Annotated in this window: 16 protein-coding genes; 4 read left to right on the top strand and 12 right to left on the bottom strand. The window is 54.3% G+C overall.

Annotated features, from left to right (window positions below; all coding sequences use genetic code 11):
• Window positions 1–73 precede the first annotated feature (73 nt).
• Both B0B12_RS10020 and B0B12_RS10015 read right to left on the bottom strand, forming a co-directional pair.
• Entirely contained in the window at window positions 74–1,651 is a 1,578-nt protein-coding gene (locus B0B12_RS10020) for a rhomboid family intramembrane serine protease (protein WP_083704182.1), read from the bottom strand.
• Window positions 1,652–1,716: 65 nt separating this feature from the next.
• Complete coding sequence (locus B0B12_RS10015; protein ID WP_076668461.1) at window positions 1,717–1,899, bottom strand: hypothetical protein; 183 nt, start codon at window positions 1,897–1,899, stop codon at window positions 1,717–1,719.
• Window positions 1,900–2,131: 232 nt separating this feature from the next.
• Between B0B12_RS10015 and B0B12_RS10010 the strand changes: the two genes are divergently transcribed.
• Genes B0B12_RS10010 through B0B12_RS10000 form a run of 3 tightly spaced genes read left to right on the top strand, consistent with a single transcriptional unit; the run spans window position 2,132 to window position 5,875 of the window.
• Window positions 2,132–2,947 (top strand): N-formylglutamate amidohydrolase, encoded by an 816-nt coding sequence (locus B0B12_RS10010; RefSeq protein WP_076668459.1) that lies wholly within the window; start codon window positions 2,132–2,134, stop codon window positions 2,945–2,947.
• A complete protein-coding gene (locus B0B12_RS10005) occupies window positions 2,926–4,800 on the top strand; it encodes a peptidase MATCAP family protein (protein WP_083704181.1) in 1,875 nt (624 codons plus the stop codon). Before B0B12_RS10010 ends, B0B12_RS10005 begins: the two co-directional genes overlap by 22 nt.
• A 25-nt stretch (window positions 4,801–4,825) precedes the next feature.
• Window positions 4,826–5,875, top strand: coding sequence for a glutathione synthetase (locus tag B0B12_RS10000; protein ID WP_076668453.1), 1,050 nt, complete (start codon window positions 4,826–4,828; stop codon window positions 5,873–5,875).
• A 609-nt stretch (window positions 5,876–6,484) separates the two neighbouring features.
• Here B0B12_RS10000 and B0B12_RS09995 read toward each other — a convergent pair.
• The 4 genes from B0B12_RS09995 to B0B12_RS09975 form a co-directional block, all read right to left on the bottom strand.
• On the bottom strand, window positions 6,485–6,937 hold the full coding sequence (locus tag B0B12_RS09995) for a hypothetical protein (protein ID WP_076668450.1): 453 nt from the start codon (window positions 6,935–6,937) through the stop codon (window positions 6,485–6,487).
• Between the two features lie 27 nt (window positions 6,938–6,964).
• Window positions 6,965–7,900 carry a hypothetical protein gene (locus tag B0B12_RS09990; RefSeq protein ID WP_076668447.1) on the bottom strand — a complete coding sequence of 312 codons (936 nt, stop codon included), beginning with the start codon at window positions 7,898–7,900 and terminating at the stop codon, window positions 6,965–6,967.
• A 139-nt stretch (window positions 7,901–8,039) separates the two neighbouring features.
• Window positions 8,040–8,858 carry an energy transducer TonB gene (locus tag B0B12_RS19945; protein WP_083704180.1) on the bottom strand — a complete coding sequence of 273 codons (819 nt, stop codon included), beginning with the start codon at window positions 8,856–8,858 and terminating at the stop codon, window positions 8,040–8,042.
• Window positions 8,859–8,924: 66 nt separating this feature from the next.
• Window positions 8,925–9,752 carry an energy transducer TonB gene (locus tag B0B12_RS09975; protein WP_076668444.1) on the bottom strand — a complete coding sequence of 276 codons (828 nt, stop codon included), beginning with the start codon at window positions 9,750–9,752 and terminating at the stop codon, window positions 8,925–8,927.
• 140 nt (window positions 9,753–9,892) lie between these two features.
• Here B0B12_RS09975 and B0B12_RS09970 point away from each other — a divergent pair, with 140 nt between their 5' ends.
• Window positions 9,893–11,743 carry an ABC transporter ATP-binding protein gene (locus B0B12_RS09970; protein ID WP_076668441.1) on the top strand — a complete coding sequence of 617 codons (1,851 nt, stop codon included), beginning with the start codon at window positions 9,893–9,895 and terminating at the stop codon, window positions 11,741–11,743.
• Between the two features lie 81 nt (window positions 11,744–11,824).
• On the opposite strand, the gene B0B12_RS09965 is transcribed toward B0B12_RS09970, so the two are convergent.
• The 6 genes from B0B12_RS09965 to B0B12_RS09940 all read right to left on the bottom strand — a co-directional run bounded on the left by B0B12_RS09965 (window position 11,825) and on the right by B0B12_RS09940 (window position 18,079).
• Window positions 11,825–12,490: a DUF2490 domain-containing protein gene (locus B0B12_RS09965; RefSeq protein WP_280173752.1), complete on the bottom strand. Its 666-nt coding sequence runs from the start codon at window positions 12,488–12,490 to the stop codon at window positions 11,825–11,827.
• 206 nt (window positions 12,491–12,696) lie between these two features.
• Window positions 12,697–14,115 carry an FAD/NAD(P)-binding protein gene (locus B0B12_RS09960; RefSeq protein ID WP_076668435.1) on the bottom strand — a complete coding sequence of 473 codons (1,419 nt, stop codon included), beginning with the start codon at window positions 14,113–14,115 and terminating at the stop codon, window positions 12,697–12,699.
• Between the two features lie 245 nt (window positions 14,116–14,360).
• Window positions 14,361–16,139 (bottom strand): SLC13 family permease, encoded by a 1,779-nt coding sequence (locus B0B12_RS09955; RefSeq protein WP_076668432.1) that lies wholly within the window; start codon window positions 16,137–16,139, stop codon window positions 14,361–14,363.
• A 182-nt stretch (window positions 16,140–16,321) separates the two neighbouring features.
• Window positions 16,322–16,759 carry a hypothetical protein gene (locus B0B12_RS09950; protein ID WP_076668429.1) on the bottom strand — a complete coding sequence of 146 codons (438 nt, stop codon included), beginning with the start codon at window positions 16,757–16,759 and terminating at the stop codon, window positions 16,322–16,324.
• 123 nt (window positions 16,760–16,882) lie between these two features.
• The gene (locus B0B12_RS09945) at window positions 16,883–17,356 is read right to left on the bottom strand and encodes a fasciclin domain-containing protein (protein ID WP_076668427.1); all 474 of its coding nucleotides are present in this window, start codon (window positions 17,354–17,356) and stop codon (window positions 16,883–16,885) included.
• Between the two features lie 96 nt (window positions 17,357–17,452).
• Complete coding sequence (locus tag B0B12_RS09940) at window positions 17,453–18,079, bottom strand: rhomboid family intramembrane serine protease (protein ID WP_076668425.1); 627 nt, start codon at window positions 18,077–18,079, stop codon at window positions 17,453–17,455.
• Window positions 18,080–18,318 lie beyond the last annotated feature (239 nt).

Below are 18,318 nucleotides of genomic sequence, written 5' to 3'. Positions count from 1 at the left end.
GCACAGGTAAAGGCAGCTACATTTAAGAGATTAATACATCAGGCCAAAACCTCAACTGCTTTATTGTAACCCCCTACTCCTGCTTCGAAACAATTTCAATCACTCCGTTCCGGGCTTTCTCGCCATACTTGGCTAAGGCGTGTTCATCTTTCAACACGGTTACCGACTCTATTTCTTCAGGTGAGATGTAGTCCTCAACTTCAGCTGTTGCTATACCTTCCAGTATTTCGCCGTCGAGCACGATGAGCGGTTGTGCTACCAGCGGAAGGCCCGAGACTTCTTCCAGCGCTTCCGGCAGCGGGAGGTCGTTTACGCCTTCGTGCTGTTGGGAGGGCTTGCCTTCGCGCAGGTTGTTGAGTTCCTGCACATAGGTGCCGATGGCCCACAGGACGCGCTGCTGCTTCTGGTGCATCCACGGCTGGTTGCTCCGGATGTCATCGCGCATCATGGTATAGGAGGTTTTGCGCAGTTGCGTGTAGTTCAGCAGGATCTCCACCTCCTTAGCCTGCTGCTCGCCCAGGTCAGGCAACTCTTGCAGCGCAATCAGTTCTTTGATGCTCTCGTCCCACAGGGCTATACCTTGCTCCAGCCCCGGCAGGTACTTTCCACCATTGATCAGGCTGGCATCCACTTCCATTTCCTTCATCACCTGCATGGCTGCTGTTTCCCGCTCGCCAAAGCGGTCGAGCACAGTCAGGTAACGGGCGTTTTCGGTCGGCACCTGCAGGTATAGGCCCACAAAAGCGACCAGCAGCAGCGCCACCGTCGCGATGCTGCCACCCCAGTTATACTGCTGCGTAAAGTACCTTTTTGAGCGCAGCATCAGCACAGCGCCGTACACGATACCCAGCACCAGGCCGCCTGTGTGCGCCGCATTGTCTATACCTCCCTGCAGCCCGAAAATCAGGTTAAAGGCAATGACGCCCAGCATGTTGTACACCATGCCTTTTTTCTCGGCCCAGGTCATGCTCCGCTCCAGCAGCACCATGGTCATGAACATGCCGAACATGCCGAAGATGGCCCCGGAGGCGCCGGCGCTGATGCGCTGCTGGTCCCACCACAGACTCACCAGGCTGCCCGCCAGTCCGCACAGCACGTAGGCCGTGATAAACTGCCTGCGCCCCACCAAGGGCTCCAGCGCACCGCCTATGCTGGCCAGTGCATACATGTTCACGAGCAGGTGGATGATGCCAATGTGCAGGAACATGGACGTGAAAAGGCGCCAAGGCTCTCCGGTTAAGGTATAGGGACCAAAGTTGGCACCCGCGTTTACCAGATCCTCACTCTCGGGCGAGAGTACGTGCATGCCTGTCAGTGCCAGCAGTACAAAAATGACTAGGTTGATATTGACGAGAATGGGCGTGACAAAGTAGTGCTGTTGCGGCACAAAGAGTGTCCAGAAATCTTTCAATTTATCTGTGAAAGAGGTCGGCCCTGTGGGTTCGGGGTTGAACTGCTGCTCTTGCCGCGCGAGGGCTTGCAGGGTTTCCTGCTTTATTTGCTCCAGATCCGGAGCCTGTAGGTTTCTTTTCTCAATCTCAGCGATCACGGCCAGTACAGCTTCCGGCTCGTATGCTGCATGCTCTCCTAAAATCTTCAGCAGTTGGTGATCCTCTTTTTCGGAGGCCACTGCTGCATAACTGTTTTCCATCTGCAAACCTTATTCTCTTCCTGTAAAGATAAGGCAGCGGATGCATTATGCAAAAGCGAGCGTTGTTACCGGGTATGGGCAGGTATAGCCTTGCCTACCAACAGGGCTACGGTCAGCCCGATGGCAAACCACAGGACAAGCGCAAGTGTTTCTGTGAGTACTAGTGTTCCCGTTCTGAGGCTATGCGACAGCACGATTACGGAGAAAATGGCGATGGTTAACAATACATTTTTGTAAAGATGGCGCATAGGGACCTCTGTTTTTGCGGTGAAACAATTGGTATATAGCTATACTTTATAGTAACTAATTTTGTTCTAGACTTTTAAATCTATTTATTTCAGATCAATCTACAAACTATTTCAGGTTAAGCTTTTGCCCCGGCCTATGAATAGTTTGCGACTGAATATCAAGGTTTAAACAACCATGCCTGTAGAATAACCTTAGGTATAAATATCGGGTAAAAGTTTCCAAAAAGATTTTATGCCTGATCCGAAGCAAACCGCACCCTATTATACCCTTTCTACCGGCCAAAGCCCCCTTATCGCCACTGCCATACACGACGGCCATATCGTGCGCGACAACATCAGCAGCCTTTTCTCGCTTAACGCCGACGAGCGGCTGCGCGAAGAAGACCCTTTCACGGCGGGCTGGGTAAGTATAACCGACAACCAGATCATTGGTTTAAACTCGCGCTTCGAAATGGACCTGAACCGCCCACGCGAGAAAGCCATTTACCGGAAGCCCGAGGATGCCTGGGGCCTCACCGTCTGGAAAGACGATCTACCCGAAGAACTGGCGCAGGAGTCGCTGGCCCGCTACGACCGGTTTTATGCCGATGTGAAAGAGATGCTGCAAGGTATAGCCGACCGCCATGGCTGCTTTGTGGTGTACGACCTGCATACCTACAACCACCGCCGCGATGGCGCCGAAGGGCCCGAGGCAGACCCGCAGCAAAACCCCGAAGTGAACCTGGGAACCGGCAACATGAACCGCCAGCTTTGGGCTCCTGTGGTCGAGGCCTTTACCCAGACGCTGCAAGCCTACAACTACCAGGACCGTCACCTCGACGTGCGCGAGAATGTCAAGTTTGAGGGCGGCCACTTCATGCGCTGGATCCATGACACCTTTCCGGACCGCGCCTGCGTCATCTCCATCGAATTTAAAAAGTTTTTTATGGACGAGTGGACGGGAAAACCGGACGAGGCGCAGCTACAGGAAATCAGAAAAGCGCTGCAAAGCACGATAGCACCTGTTTTGGCGGCACGCGAACAGGTATGCAAAACCCTCTCGCCATGACCGACACCATTTCTGACATTTTCATCAAAGGCATTGTGCGGAGCTTGAAGCGCGGCCGGCAGGTGCGCAGAAGACTGCCCGAGGGAGGTCTGCTGCACATCGACCGGCCACTGCCCTTTCTGGTGCTTTTCCGCCACCCGGCAGGCCAACCCGACCATGCCACCGCCGACTTCGTAAAAGCCGAGGCTGCCTACATCATTGCCCGCGAAGAGCAGACGCCCGAACTGCGGCAGCTGATAGGCGAGATAGCGAAAGCCATGGCTGATGAGTTTGGCGCTTTTATGATACTCGAGCTCCTGGCCGCTCCCGACGACAGCGCCGCCGACAGCTCGACCTTCCGGGTGCTCGGACCTGAAGAAGCACTGCCCGCCACCATTCGTACGCTTAAGAACGAACTGGCCAGCATCAAGATCAGCAACCTGCCCGTTACGGTGACCACGGCTTCTAACCAGACTTTGCTGGAGGGGCCCAACAGCCTGATGAGCGAAGAGGAGTTGAAAAAGCACAGTACGCTGATGCTCGGACTCGAGCTCAAACCCATTTATCGCCAGGCCGGCTCGGGGCAGGTATACCCCCTGCTGCAGCGCACGTTGCGCAGCCATGTGTCGAGCGCCATCAAAAAGGCCGTGTTCGACTTCGTGCGCGTGCAGACCAGTCACCATCCCAAGCACTTTCAGGCGCTGGGCCGGCAGGCCGTGGTGCCCGCCGTCTGGCGCATCGACCGGCAGCTCACTTCCATTAGCGACCAGTTCCGGTTTCTGCTGCTGGTTACGCCCATCAATGCCGACGAGGCTTGGGAGGAGTTCCGCGTGAAACGCTTCAGAGAGGCTCCCAACTTCCACTACCGCCTCATGCCCATCGACGCTGACCTGCTCAAGCGCAAACTCTACAACATTCCCATCGAGAAGGTGGAGGACCCGACACTGGCCTATCTGTTCCGAGACAAGCGCCGCGAGCTCGACAAGACCCTGACCATGCTGGCCGACCGCAACACGCCGCACTTTCTGTACAGCAGTCTGCAGCTGTTTGGCGGCGTGGACGAGCAACTGTTGAAGGTGGCCGAAGGCATACTGGCTGCCATACCAGAGCCCGCCCGCGAAAAAGACGTGCCGCTTATACCTGTCGACGAGTTTGCCACATTGGCCGAGCGCGAAATTGCCTACCTCAAAAGCCAGTACCCGGCACTTGAGTCGGGGGTTGACATCCGCAAGGACATTGTCGGGCTAATCGTATCCAAAGGCAGGCTAAACATCGGAACCGATGCCAAAATACCGCGACACCGCGCCGAGGCGCTGATTCAGCACGAGGTGGGCACGCACATTCTCACGTACTTCAATGGCAAGGCCCAGCCGCTGCAGCAACTGTATGTGGGCGCGCCGGGCTACGAAGAGCTACAGGAAGGCCTCGCCGTGCTGAGCGAATACCTTGTGGGCGGCCTCGACCAAGACCGACTGCGCATACTGGCTGCACGCGTCGTGACAGTGCATCATCTCATCAAAGGCTGCAGCTTTAGCGACAATTTCCTGCGGCTTAAAGAGGAGTACAGGTTCAGCGAGGAGACGGCCTTTAACGTGACCATGCGCGTGCACCGCGGCGGTGGGCTTACGAAGGACGCCGTATACCTGCGCGGGCTCGTCCACCTGCTGCATTACCTGAAAGAGGGCAACGAGCTGGAGCCGCTTCTGATCGGAAAGATCCGGCAGGAGTATATTCCCATTGTGCAGGAGCTCATCTACCGGCAGGTGCTGCGGCCCGTCCCCATCCGGCCCCGCTACCTTACCGACCCGGCCGTGCAACCCAAATTGGAAAAACTAAAAGCAGGGATTACAGTATTTAACCTACTGGAAAATTAATCCCGATAAACATTGATATATAGACATGACAATAGGATTTGTAGTAAACGACGTAAAAACAGAAAAACCTGACCATACCACCATCTTCCTGGCGCAGCGCATGCACAATGCGGGGCATACGGTGCTGCTGATGGGCGTGGGCGACCTAGCCTACTACCCGGACGGCTACATGGGCGCCACCGCCGTGCTCGCCGACTCGAAGCAGAAGTACAAGACGCCAGCCACTTTTCTGGAGGCCATACAGGGGCCGAAGGCGAAACAGACGCGCGTAACGGCGCCCGAGCTGGATGTGCTGATGCTGCGCAACGATCCCTCTTCGGAAGGCGAGGGCCGTGCCTGGGCCCAGAACGCAGGAATTATTTTCGGTCAGCTGGCCCTGCGCCACGGCGTAATTGTGCTCAACGACCCGACTTCCCTCTCCGACGCCGTGAATAAGATGTATTTTCAGCACTTCCCGGAAGCGGTGCGCCCCCGCACGCTCATCACCCGCGACAAAGAGGAGATTAAGGAGTTCTTCAACGAGCAGAAAAACAACATCATCCTCAAGCCGCTGCAGGGCTCAGGCGGCTCGGGTGTGTTTATGGTAAAGAAGGACGACACGACCAACCTCAACCAGATTGTGGAGGCCATCAGCCGCGACGGCTACGTGATTGCACAGGAGTACCTGCCGCAAGCCTCTGAGGGCGATACTCGCCTCTTTGTGGTGAACGGCGAGGCCCTGCAGTACAAAGGCAAGTACTGCGCCATGCACCGCGTCAACAGCAAAGACGACATCCGCAGCAATATACACGCCGGCGGCTCTGCCGTAGCGGCCAAAATTACCCAGACCGCCTTGGACCTGGTAGAGCTGGTGCGCCCGAAACTTATTCAGGACGGTATGTTCATGGTTGGGCTCGACATTGTGGGCGATAAGCTCATGGAAATCAACGTGTTCAGCCCGGGCGGCATGCCAACGGCCAGCAACCTGGAGGGAGTCGACTTTTCTATACCTGTTATCGAAGCCCTGGAGCGCAAAGTGCATTACAAGAAAACCTATGGCGGGCAGATCGACAATAAAACAGTGGCGATGATCTAAACCTGAGTTTGAATCGATTGGAGGCAGCCGGCAGCGCACTGGATAAAGACGCATTGCCGGCTGCTTTTTTATGCCTTGAGTAAAGTAAACGAAGTTTATTCAGCGGCGCGAACTACCATCCAGTCGCCAGGTATAGCACACAGAACATCTCTGTAAAGCCTGAAAAACCTATAAAAGGAGGAAAAAGCAAGGAAAGAGAAGAGGCGAAATTAAAATTATTTACCTGATTATCAGATAGATATAAAAATTATGCAAAAATTTGAGTATTCTGCTTGCTTTTATCTTAACAGAACCATAATTTTGCACCCGAATTGAGAGAGACACATATCCGGAAGGCTAATATGAAAAGCATTTTCCGATTACGCAAATCTCCAAATCGATTTTTTGAATTTTATTGGATGTGTACAGCACATTTATAGAAAATTGATATAAGCACTGCTTCGGCAGGTATAAAGATAAGGTTAGTTAAAGTTTAGATTAGTTTGTTTTAAGGTGAGAGAAGGCCCCAGTCATTTTGACGGGGCTTTTCTCATTTTAGGGCTTTCTCAGTTCGTATTTTCTGTGTGCAGCCCTCTGAAAGGGCTCACCACTCTATTTCTCGGATACATGTCAGGCATAGAGCAGGTAGGCCGTACCCAAAGTGATGGGTATAACGGTCAGGAGCAATTTGAAAAACAGGCCCGGCGAAGGGGTGCCCGCTCCCCACGACAACCTCCTTTTAAACACGTAGCGCAGGCTGGTCAGCAAGGTGACCAGTGCCAGCAGCCCCACCACCAGGTGAATGATGGCAATGGCCGCATCGAAGGCGGCACCCTGCCCTATGATAAGCTTAGCGGTTCGTAGGTTCCAGTAAACGAGCACGAGCAAACTCGGCAGCGACACCAGCGCGCCCAGCCGCATGCTGAACAGGGTGAGCCACGAAGCGAAAGCGAAAAGTGAAATCGCCGCGATCAGCCCCATCCTCCGGTTGAAGACTGCCTCATCACCCGCCAGGTCGGAGTACAGTAGGATCAGGAGGGCGTAGGCAAAGCCCGTCAGGAAAAGCAGCAGGTAGCGCGTCATAGGCTACTATACTGCAGAACCGGGTTTCTAGATTTCCTCCAGGGTATAATAGGTATAGGTGCTCCGCAGAAGCGGCAGTTTTTCCGGCAGATTCGTGTTGTATACCTGCACTTCTGCGGCCTCCCCGGCTTCGTTGTAGCGGTATACCTCCTCTATATAAGGGTTGCCGCTCTTGAAAATGATGCGCTGGCTCAGTCTGCCTGCCTCGTCATACACGAAGTTTATTTCCTCTGATGCACCCCGCGTGTTTCTGATCCGGATCTGTTTCAGCCGCCTGGCCACATCGTAGTCGAACTCCATGCGCTTTTGCAATAGGCCGTCTCTATGCAGCTCGCGCTCTACCACATAGCCCTCCTGCATGCGGTGCGACCAGCACGGGCCCCGCTCTTGTAGGTGGCGCATGGTATAGCTGCCAATGTAGTTGCTGTAAATGAAGGCCGCATTCTCACGCAGTTCCTCCTTTTCCTGGAGGTTTCCATCAGGCCAGTAGGCCAGGTTGATCAGGGGTTGATAGGTGCCCGTTATGGGGTCGTACATCTCTACCTGTTGCGTTTTGGGCATCAGGTTAGTATCCATGTACTTCTTATACTTGATGGCTATACCTGTAAGGGTACCCAAGTTGGTGGTATACACCGCATCTGTGATCACGCCGGTTTGCACATCGGGGATGAAGTTCTTGTCCTGGACGATGATTGCATCGGCACCATAGACTCTGGCCTTGTCCTGCAGGTTTTTGATCATGTAGGCGTAGGGCACATTTCCGCCGGTCCTGGTCTCAAGGGCCGCCAGTTTAATGTATTCTTCCTTTGGCCATTCCCCGGCAAAGAACACTTCTATATCGTAAGCGTGTGGCTGTGTGGGAAGTGTGGTCAGTCGCTCGTCAACTTCGGGGTACAGGGCCGGAGAACAGGAATTCAGGGAAACGGTGCTAGCCAGCAGCAAAAGCAGTACAGTTTTTCTCATAGGTCTTGACTCGTGATGTTCTGACCTTGTACAGCTCAAACATCGTGCTGCATTTGCAAAAGATGGGCCTGCATTTAAAAAATATAGCAAAAACCTATATTCAGTAGTACCGCTTCCCTTTATACCTGCCGACTGTTGCTTAGTGTATGGTAAACCGTATCGGGAGTATGTAGGTCATATCGATCGGTTCTCCCTCGATGGTGCCTGGTTTGAACCGGGGCATTTGCTTTACGACACGAATAGCCTCGGTGTCACCTGCCGGATGGAAACCCCGCAGAACTTCAATGTTGCTGATGCGCCCTGAAGTGTCCACTAAATAGGAAATGATTACCAGGCCCTGTGCTCCAGCTTTTTGAGCCTCAGCCGGGTATCGCACGTTTTGGGCAAGCCAATTCATCATTTTCATTTCCCCTCCCGGAAATTCAGGCTGCACCTCCATAGGTGTGTACTTTATTTCTCTACCGGATTCGCTGTATACCCTGCCTTTTTGCATTTTGCCTTTGCTATAGACCTCCAGCCTTCGCAAAGCGCCGGATTCGTAATACGACTTAAGCGTATCGACCAGTTGATAGCCGTGATAATGCTGGCTCACGTGTACCTGCCCGTTCTTATACCAGCGTGTGTGCGGACCGGTCAGGCTGTCGTTTCGGTAGTTGATCTCAAGCTTGAGTTGCCCTTCCGGGTACCATTCGTAGTGTGTGCCATGCCTGCGGCTCTTGCCGTCGCTCCCCTCCTTGTAGCTGAACTGACGCAGCTTGCTGTTGTCTTTCACGCTATAGCGGGTGCGGACGCTTCCTCCGGCCTCGTCGCGCTCTATCACTTCTTTGAAAGTAGCTTCCTCAGCTCCAACTTCCTGGCTGAGTTCATTCAAGTACCTGGTTTCAGTAATTTGCGCAATGGCTGCCTGTCCGTGTAGCAACAGGATCACCGCTATCAGCTGTATGTAAAGTTGTTTCATTCGTTATGATGGAGAGGAAATTAGAATAAGCTACTTAGATGTGCAAATGCTTTTCTGCGCTATACCTTACCGCAGCGAGAAACGCAACGGCAAGGTATAGCGCACCGGCACGGGCTTGCCTTCCTGCAGTCCGGGCTTCCAGGTGGGCATGGCTTTTATCACCCTTATTCCCTCGGCGTCTGCGTCCGGATGTATTCCCTTGATCAGTTCCGTGTCCCCTATCCGGCCCTGTTCGTCTACCACAAACGAGATGATCACCAGCCCTTCTGCCTTTGCCTTGCGGGTGGTTTTTGGGTATTTCAGCACCGATCCGATCCAGCGCAGCATCACCTGTTCGCCGCCCGGAAACTCGGGCATGACCTCCATCGGCACGAAATCTATGCTGTTGCCACTCGCATCGTATACCTCACCCGACACCATTTTGCCTTGCTGGTATACTTCCACTCTGCGCAGAACGCCTGTTTCATAAAAAGCCTTCAAGGTGTCTACGAGCGTGCCCTGGCTATACCTGCTGCTCAGCTTCAGCTGACCGTTCTCGTACCAGGTGGTGTAGGGACCGTCCCATTTGTTGTAGTGGTAGGCCATCTGCAATTTCAACTGCCCATTCGGATGCCACTCATACACCGGTCCGTGCTGGATGCCGAAGCCATAGGTACCTCCGTCCAGGTCGCTGTAGTGGAGGGTCCTGACCTTGCTGCTGTCTTTTGCCAGGTATAGCGTGCGGGTGCCTCCACCCAGTGCGTCCTCTTTTATTTCCTCGAAGTAATGCGCCTCGGCGGCCGGTACTTCTTTCCGCATGGCGGACAAATACTTTGTTTTTACGGTTTGTGCCGTGGCTTGGTACCCGGTCAGGAGCGCCACGGTTATGATCAGGAATGCGTAAATTTGTTTCATCCGCTAAAAATAAGCACAATTCTGAATATAGGATACCAGCAGGAAAGAGAACCTACAGCTTTTGTTAAGATTCAGGCCGCTGGGTAAAACATAAGCCCGTTATTTCGGTATAGGTATAGGTTTCAGGTATAGAATTGACGATGGACAGACCGAGCAAAGGAGCCCGTGGGGCGAAAGGGGCAGACGACAAGAAGAGTTTCCGCGAACAGGTGGGCGCCCTGAAAAACCTGCCCAAATTCTTCCGCCTGATCTGGCACACAAGCCCCGGCATGACGATTGGGAACGTGCTGCTGCGCCTTGTCAAGTCGGCTATACCTTTGGCCATGCTCTACGTGGGCAAGCTGATCATCGACGAAGTGATCGGGCTGATTGGTGCGACGGGCGAGCGCGACCTGAGCTTTCTGTGGCTGCTGGTGGCGGCGGAGCTCGGCTTGGCCATTCTATCGGATGTCTTTAACCGGGGCATCACGCTGCTCGACAGCCTGCTGGGCGATTTGTTCTCCAACAACACCTCGGTGCAGCTCATCGAGCATGCCGCCCGGCTGGACCTGGCGCAGTTCGAGGACGCTACCTTTTACGACAAGCTGGAGCGGGCCAGGCGGCAAACCATCACGCGGGTGGTGCTCATGTCGCAGGTACTCTCGCAATTACAAGATATGGTCACGATCGGCTTTCTGGCTGTGGGCCTGATTGCCTTCAACCCCTGGCTCATTCTGATTTTGCTGGTGGCCGTTATCCCTTCTTTTCTGGGCGAGACGCACTTCAACGAGCGCACCTACTCCCTCTCCCGCTCCTGGACGCCCGAGCGCCGTGAACTCGACTACCTGCGCTACATCGGCGCCTCCGATGAAACAGCGAAGGAAATCAAGACCTTTAATTTGTCCGGTTTTCTGGCTACGCGGTTTCGGCAGCTCTCGGATCGCTACTATGCCCTGAACAAGAACCTGATCATCCGGCGGGCCGTCTGGGGGAGCGTGCTCTCCTCTTTGGGTACGCTGGCCTATTACGGCGCCTACATTTTTATATTGGCTCAAACAGTGGCCGGCGCCATTACGGTGGGTACGCTCACGTTTCTGGCGGGCTCGTTCAGCAACATGCGCGGCCTGCTGCAGGGCATCATGACCCGCTTTTCGCAGATTGCCGAGAGCGCGCTATACCTGCAGGACCTCTTTGATTTCCTGGAGCTCAAGCCGCAAATCACACCGCCTGCCAATCCGCTGTCGATACCCCGGCCCATCAAAGAAGGCTTCACCTTTGAGAACGTCGGCTTCAAATACCACAACAGCGACAAATGGGCCGTGCGGCACCTGTCCTTCCACCTGCGGGCTGGTGAGAAACTGGCGCTCGTGGGCGAGAACGGGGCTGGCAAGACCACGCTGGTCAAGCTGCTGGCGCGCCTCTACGAACCTTCGGAAGGTCGCATCCTGCTTGATGGGGTAGACCTGCGCGAATACGACCTCAACGACCTGCGCCACCAGGTTGGAATCATTTTCCAGGATTATGTGCGCTTCCAGATGACGGCCTCCGACAACATCGCCATCGGCCAGATCAGCAACATCGGCGACCGCGACCGCATACAGGGTTCTGCACAAAAAAGCCTGGCCGACCCCGTAATCCAGCGCCTGCCGGATGGCTATGAACAGGTGCTCGGCAAACGCTTCAACAAAGGCGTGGAACTATCGGGTGGCGAGTGGCAGAAGGTGGCGCTGGCCCGGGCCTACATGCGCGACGCCCAGCTGCTCATTCTCGACGAGCCCACTTCCGCCCTCGATGCGCGGGCCGAGCACGAGGTGTTTCTGCGTTTTTCAGAGCTAATTGCCGGCAAAACCGCTGTGCTCATCTCCCACCGCTTCTCCACGGTGCGCATGGCCGATCGCATTCTGTTTTTGGAGCGGGGACATTTAAAAGAGCTGGGCTCGCATGAGGAACTGCTGGCGCAGAACGGAAAATACGCTGAACTGTTTGCACTGCAGGCGAAAGGGTATTTGTAGGTTTCCCGACAAAGGAAATTTTTGACAAAGGACAAAAGGTTTCAAGTGCTATACCTGTTATCCTCACCTCACCACTATACCTTATTCTACCACCTCCCTGCGCTTGCCCGATAAATCAATATTGTGGGAGATGGCCAGCTGCACAATGTGCCGGTTGTAGAACTGGTTGCCCGCATCCCGCTGCTGGTACCAGTTCAGATAGCCCGCCGACACTTCCAGCTTGTCCGAAGCTGCATAACTCACCCCTGCATAGATCCTGTTCTGGTCGAAGTGGTTGTACAAAATCTTATCTCCAGTGTTGAGGTGAATCTCGTCGCTCACCTCCAGTTTGAGCGGCCGGTCATTCAGGTAGGTCAGGCGATATGCCACGCCCAGTTTATACCTGAAACGGTAGTTCGTGTTGTAACCGGGTGCCAGCTCTCCGTTGCTGGTGTTCCGGAAGAAGCGCTTTTCGGCTCTATACCTGTGGGAGATGCTCACCCTGCCAAGGGGCTGCGCGTAGCTCAACTGGATGTGCGGCCTCAGTTCGGGCACGGCAAGCCGCTCTGTGGCTTTGGGGTCGTTGGGGCTTTGCAGGAAATACGTAAAGCCCAGCTCTGCCTCCCAGTTTCTGCCCAATGCGTAACGGGCCTGTGCGCGCGCCAAAAACTGGTGGTGCCTGTCAGGATTGATGAACCGGCATTCCTGCACTTCTGTAACGAGCGACCACCTGTTGTTAAACTTAAGCGCAACAGAATAAAAAACCAGACCAGTTGCTGGTGCGTCACCTCTTTTCCGGGTGATTGCGCTAGCCCCGTGGCGGCATGCAGCAAACCTGCCCCAAGCACCACCACAAAAAGACGTATCTTATTCATCCTCTGCCATAAAATGCCAAACCAGTAACACACAGGCCAGACTCAGTACTGCCAGCAAGATCAGGAACAGGTCTTCTCCCATGATTGGTCTGTAAGAGGTCAGCTAGCTTTTACGATCTTTAGAGAGGCCTTCCCCTGACGCAGCAATCTGTGGGCAAGCGCTTTTGCCTGTTGCCGGATCTCACGCAGCGCCGTCGACTCATAAAGCATCGACTTTCGGGGAGGTCCGAGGGTGAACAAACCGCGCACAGGCATGCCTTCCGCATCAATCAGCCTGCCGTCGGCTGCTGTTTTCAGGCCAAGCCGCAACGTGTCGGGCTGTATCAGGCCATCTGCCAGCAGTTGCTGCACCAGCGGGGCTGCCACTTGGGTATAGTTGCTTTGTGGTCCCGTGCAGTTAATGACCCGGCTCACTTCCACTTCTTCTGCTTCCAGGTGATGCCTTCTCCGGATGGTGACGCGCGCGCCGTTCCCGGTTTCGTGCATGTCCACTACAGTGGCCGCAATCACTTCCAGGCGCCCCTCTGCCTGCAGCTGCTGCAGCAGCGCGGCTGAGGCGGCCGGCATGCGGTGGCGGTGCACTTCCCAGTACGGACGGACGTGCCGCAGAAAAGCCTTCTTCTCTTTTAGCGGCAAAGACTGCCAGAGCGTAGGTAAGTCATCCCGCAACGCATCCAGCACGCCACGCCAGGTATAGCCCGCCGCTTCAGCCTGCCTTATCTCTTCCCGAACAAAGCGAAGTAAACTCAAAGCCGACCAATGTGCCGCTGCAGGAATTACCGGCTTGGGGTAGGGCCGTGTGCCGACATCGAAAGGCTGCGGCAACAGCCCGTGGCGCGACACCACGTATACCTTGCCCTGATGGCCCTGCGCCTGCAAGCTGCCCACCAAATCGACCATCGTCAGGCTGGAGCCAATTAGCAAAAGTGGTTCATGGGTCTGCAGCCCGCTTAGCCCTTTGGCCGACCAGGGAGAGGCAATATAGCGATGGCTTTTATAGAAGCTTTTGTTAGGTATAGGAAAGTGCGCCGGCGGGAAGTTGCCCAGCGCCAGCACCACTTTGCGGGCGCTCAACGTGCATTGGTTGCTGCAACGGACGACAAAGCCGCGACCATGCCTCGAGACGGACAGCGCCTCTTCGTATACCCGCACCAGCGACACGCCCGTTGCCGCACCAGCCTCTGCTTCCTGCAAGCGCGCTTTCAGGTAATCCCCAAAAATAGTCCGCGGAATAAAATCAGTGGCCTGCACGGGAAGGCTGATCTGCCGGCTGTAGTGTGGCGCTCTCGCTGTCAGCCAGGTATAAAAATCGAGGGGCTGGTCTGGGAAGAGGCTCATGGCAGAAGCGGGCACATTGAGCGGTTGAAACGGCAACTGGCTTGAGTAGGCCACGCCACGGTTCATTCTATACCTGTCCGGCTCTATCAGATAGACTGTAGTACCTGCCGTGGCATCCTTTAGCAGATGGATAGCCGTTAAGGTGCCGCTTAGCCCTCCTCCTATTATGGCGATTGTCATGGATAGTATAGTTTAGGTATAGTTTCCCTGTGGGCGAAAATGTGGTCAGGCACTTTAGAGCTGCGCTGGTGCAAGCATAAAGTCTGCAGCAGCCCCCGCTTCAAAACAGCTTCCTGATTTTACGGCAAACCAAAGGCTGAGTTGGTAAGTATTGCTGCTTAACTGCATTGGTTTTTAACTGATTACGTGTTTTCTATACCTCTCCTACTGTGTGCAAAAGCGTGACCTGTCCCACGTGGAACAATTCAGAACGGGAAAAAGAAGGGGATGATGAATGAGGCCACCAGCCACAGCAGTATGTTGAACGGCGTGCCCACGCGCAGGTAGTCCATAAATCTGTAATTGCCCGGGCCATAGATCATGGTGTTGGTTTGGTAGCCCATGGGCGTCATAAAGCTGAGCGAGGCTGCAAAAGTTACTGCCATCAGGAAAGGCCGCACGCTCACCCCCATTTCTTTGGCCGCCACAATGGCAATAGGCGCCAGCAGGGCCGCCGTCGCGTTGTTCGACATGAAATTGGTGGTCATGAACGTGATGAAGAAGAAAGCAGACAAAAGCGCGTGCGGCCCGTAGCTTCCGATCGACTCTACCAAAAAGCCTGAGAGCAGGCTTGCCGCGCCAGTCTTTTCGAGCGCCGCACCCATGGAGAGCACGCCGGCCAGCATGAAAATCACTTTCCACTCTATGGATTTGTAGAGTTCGTCGAGGCGAATGGACTTGGTGAGTACCAGCAACACCACCCCGACCAGTGCGCTGAGCACAATGTGCGCCATCCCTGTGGCTGCTGTCAGCACCACCCCTACCCCTATGATTAACACAGGTATAATTTTGCTGTAGTCGTAATGGCTACGCTCTGTTTCGGAGATAAGCAGAATGTCTTCGTTGCTGCGCAGGTTCAGCGCCTGGTTTTTGTCGGCCGAGATCAGGAGTACGTCGCCGGCGGAAAGGCGGGTATGGGTGAGCTTTTCGTGGAGGATCTCATCGCGGTGACGGATGGCGACCACGGTGGCCCCGTGGTTGTAGGCCCTGAAATCGAGCTCTTTCAGGGACTTGCCTACCATGTAGGAGTTGGGAGTCACAATGGCCTCGAAGAGCTTGGTGGTGGTACTGTTCAGGTCCTCGTCTTTGAGTTTTCGCTCCGACTTCAGCTTGATGCCCTTCTCCTCCTTCATCTTCTTGAGCTTCTCCACGTCGCAGCGCACCTTCAGCACATCGCCCGAGCGCAGCATGGTGTAGGGCGTGGCGTTGAGCTTGAACTTGTCGCGGGTCACCTGCAGCACGTCGATATCGAGGTTCTGCACCAGGCTGGAGCTCCGGAGCGGCATACCCACCGAGGGGGAGTTGGGCAGCAACACAATCTCGGTCAGGTAGTCGCCCATGTTAAAATCCTCTGTCAGGTCTTCGGCCACCTTGCGGTCGGGCAGCAGAAATCGACCGGCAAACACCATGTAGAGTATCCCGATCACCAGAAACACAAGACCGGCTGCCGTGAGCTCGAACATGCCGATGGGCTCCTCTCCCTGCGCCTCCGCTATACCGCTTACCAGTATGTTGGTAGAGGTGCCAATCAGGGTGCAGACGCCACCTAGCAGCGCTCCGAAAGAGAGGGGCATGAGTAGCTTGGCAGGACTGATGCGTGTATCGCGGGCCACCTGTATCACCATGGGCATAAGCAGGGCTACTACGGCCGTATCATTGATGAAGGCCGAGAGCGCGCCAGCCACCAGCATCACGGCCAGTAAACATAGCAGGTTGTTTTTGCGCCCTATCCTGGTAAGCAACACCCCCACATTGCTCAGCGCCCCCGACTTGAAAATAGCCGAACTGAGGATAAACATGCAGGCGACCGTGATGGTGGCGGGATTGCTGAATCCGGCGAGTCCCTCGGCAGGCGTGAGGATACCGAGCATCATGAAAAGACACATCACCAGAATGGCTGTCGTGTCGATGGAGAGCTTCTCGCTGACAAAAAGCACCACAGCCACCGCTATCACCGATAGAACTACGCCAATCTCGTATGTCATGCTCGATAGTTAAGGACAAAGACGCCTTCGTGTGCAGCCAGACAGGGAGTGTGGCGTTGCCACAGGCAGGAGGCGAATAATTTGGTAGCTATAACTGCATTTGCCGTCAAACAGTTACAAAAAAGGGAGCTTGCAGAAGGGAAAAAACTGGCGCAAATAGATAAAATCGCCCAGCTGGAAGATTAAACCATCGTTTTGTCCAGCCAGTGTTGAGCCTCCTCGCAGGTCACAAAATCCTGCACCGGCACGTCCACCCGCTTGATGATGTCGGCAACCTGCAGACTGGCTATTCTGTCGGTCGGCATCACGTTGGCAATGCTTCCCAGTCCGGCCGCCCTCATTTTGCGCTGCGACTGCTCGTGCAGCGTGTTCAGTTGCTGGGGATGCGTGATCATGGTGCGCATGTCAATGAGGAGCGTGAAGCCGGGGGAAACCAACTGCAGGGCCTTATCCCAGTCTTTCAGGTACTCGGGCACGCTGTCGTTGTTTTTCCAATAGCCCAAAATATTGAAGTATAGCCTGTTGCGTACGCTGTCATAGCTAATTTCGTAGCACGAATTGCGTGCTACATGCTGCCGGGCGGCTGCGGAAGGGTCGTTATGAGGTGCTTTGCTATCCATACAGGGGTTAGGTATAGCATACGCAACCAAGTGGCAAACGCATTATACCTATCCAAGGACAAATAGCCTGATTAGAGGTAAAACCATATAAGCCTGACTTCGGATAGGTTATTCTCTAGTTTGTTAAGGTTGGAGCAGCCCTTCTATTTCGTGCACATTGCCATTGCGCAGGGCGATGCCAGCTGCGTGAAGCGGAACGCCGTTCAGAAGGGTATCGTCTTTCTTGCGGCATACGTTCAGCGTGGCGTTGCCATAAGTCTGCAGGCGGCTTCCCTCTTTAAAGTCAGATCCGGAAAGCGCCCCTTTGATGAGATGCGCCGCCATCACAGCGCGAATCTTCTCCACGGGTTGCCCTTTCAGCTCCTGCAAACGCGCCTCGGGCGGCATCAGTAAGGTATAGGATGTGCTACCGGAGAGAGCGGGCGCCATACCTGCCGTGGTTAGCAGCTCGGCCAGCACAGGCCGCTCGTTGATGACGTACTGCATGATGGTGGTGCGCTGCAAGTCCGTATCCTGCGCTACCGCCACTTTATTTGTCAGGAAAAAGGCTATAAAAAGTACTATTCCAAGGTATATATAATAGAGTTTCGATTTCATCGGTACAAATGCTTGTCTTTAGCATTTATACGAAATTCATCGCTCCTCAGCCGGATTTTGGTTTAAAGGATCTAAGGCAGAAGAGTACAATTATACCTACCCAAACATGCGCCAGGTACTCAGCTGCTCGATAAACATCGGCCCAGCTTTGGGCACCAAGGCCAGTGTAATGATAAGTCCGTACACTGCGCCGTAAAAGTGCGCATCGTGGTTGATGTTGTCGCCCATCCGCTTGCCCTGAAAATAGGAATACATCAGGTATAGGATGCCCAGGATGAAGCCAGGTATACACAAAATGGCATACAGACAGATGTCCTGCGTCGGGTAAAACAGAATGCTTGAGAAAACCACCGAGGCCACGCCACCCGAAGCGCCCAGGGCACGGTAAGGCGGGTCGTCGCGGTGCTTCAGGAAAGTAGGAATATCGGACACGATGATGCCACCCAGATAAATCAGCAAGTAGATGAGTATACCGGTTGTCTCCCCGAAAATAGCCCCGAACGTCATCTCCACAGCGTTACCGAAGAAATAAAGCGTGAACATGTTAAAGAACAGGTGAGTGAAGTCGGCGTGCAGGAAACCCGAAGTCAGGAAGCGGTGCCAGGAATTGTCACGGGCCACTGAGTAAGGATGGAAAATCCAGTTCTGCATCAGCTCGTGGTTCTTCCAGGCATAACACGAAATGCCCACTGTAATGATGATCAGGATGATGGTAACGCTCATTTTTTATTGAGTGATTGAGTGATTGAGTGAGTTAGCGAATGAGTGGGTGTTTTAATTTTTGAATGAGTGATTGAGTGCATGAGTGATTCATTGCATGCTCAAACGCTTGATGTTTGCCGGTACTGAATTTTATCGGGTGCTGTTCAATTGATTCGATTATCAGATATAAGTTATCGTAAGCTGAAGCCCTCCGCTATACCTGCAAATATACCTTGCTATACTTGCTGAGTGCTTCGCTA

This window comes from Pontibacter indicus (assembly GCF_900156345.1).
GTDB lineage: Bacteria > Bacteroidota > Bacteroidia > Cytophagales > Hymenobacteraceae > Pontibacter > Pontibacter indicus.
This window is presented reverse-complemented; position numbering and strand designations above follow the sequence as displayed.

Bases quoted from the DNA above. Each gene is read 5' to 3' on its own strand.
- B0B12_RS10020 (WP_083704182.1), bottom strand. From the start codon at position 1,651: ATGGAAAACAGTTATGCAGCAGTGGCCTCCGAAAAAGAGGATCACCAA.
- B0B12_RS10015 (WP_076668461.1), bottom strand. From the start codon at position 1,899: ATGCGCCATCTTTACAAAAATGTATTGTTAACCATCGCCATTTTCTCC.
- B0B12_RS10010 (WP_076668459.1), top strand. From the start codon at position 2,132: ATGCCTGATCCGAAGCAAACCGCACCCTATTATACCCTTTCTACCGGC.
- B0B12_RS10005 (WP_083704181.1), top strand. From the start codon at position 2,926: ATGCAAAACCCTCTCGCCATGACCGACACCATTTCTGACATTTTCATC.
- B0B12_RS10000 (WP_076668453.1), top strand. From the start codon at position 4,826: ATGACAATAGGATTTGTAGTAAACGACGTAAAAACAGAAAAACCTGAC.
- B0B12_RS09995 (WP_076668450.1), bottom strand. From the start codon at position 6,937: ATGACGCGCTACCTGCTGCTTTTCCTGACGGGCTTTGCCTACGCCCTC.
- B0B12_RS09990 (WP_076668447.1), bottom strand. From the start codon at position 7,900: ATGAGAAAAACTGTACTGCTTTTGCTGCTGGCTAGCACCGTTTCCCTG.
- B0B12_RS19945 (WP_083704180.1), bottom strand. From the start codon at position 8,858: ATGAAACAACTTTACATACAGCTGATAGCGGTGATCCTGTTGCTACAC.
- B0B12_RS09975 (WP_076668444.1), bottom strand. From the start codon at position 9,752: ATGAAACAAATTTACGCATTCCTGATCATAACCGTGGCGCTCCTGACC.
- B0B12_RS09970 (WP_076668441.1), top strand. From the start codon at position 9,893: ATGGACAGACCGAGCAAAGGAGCCCGTGGGGCGAAAGGGGCAGACGAC.
- B0B12_RS09960 (WP_076668435.1), bottom strand. From the start codon at position 14,115: ATGACAATCGCCATAATAGGAGGAGGGCTAAGCGGCACCTTAACGGCT.
- B0B12_RS09955 (WP_076668432.1), bottom strand. From the start codon at position 16,139: ATGACATACGAGATTGGCGTAGTTCTATCGGTGATAGCGGTGGCTGTG.
- B0B12_RS09950 (WP_076668429.1), bottom strand. From the start codon at position 16,759: ATGGATAGCAAAGCACCTCATAACGACCCTTCCGCAGCCGCCCGGCAG.
- B0B12_RS09945 (WP_076668427.1), bottom strand. From the start codon at position 17,356: ATGAAATCGAAACTCTATTATATATACCTTGGAATAGTACTTTTTATA.
- B0B12_RS09940 (WP_076668425.1), bottom strand. From the start codon at position 18,079: ATGAGCGTTACCATCATCCTGATCATCATTACAGTGGGCATTTCGTGT.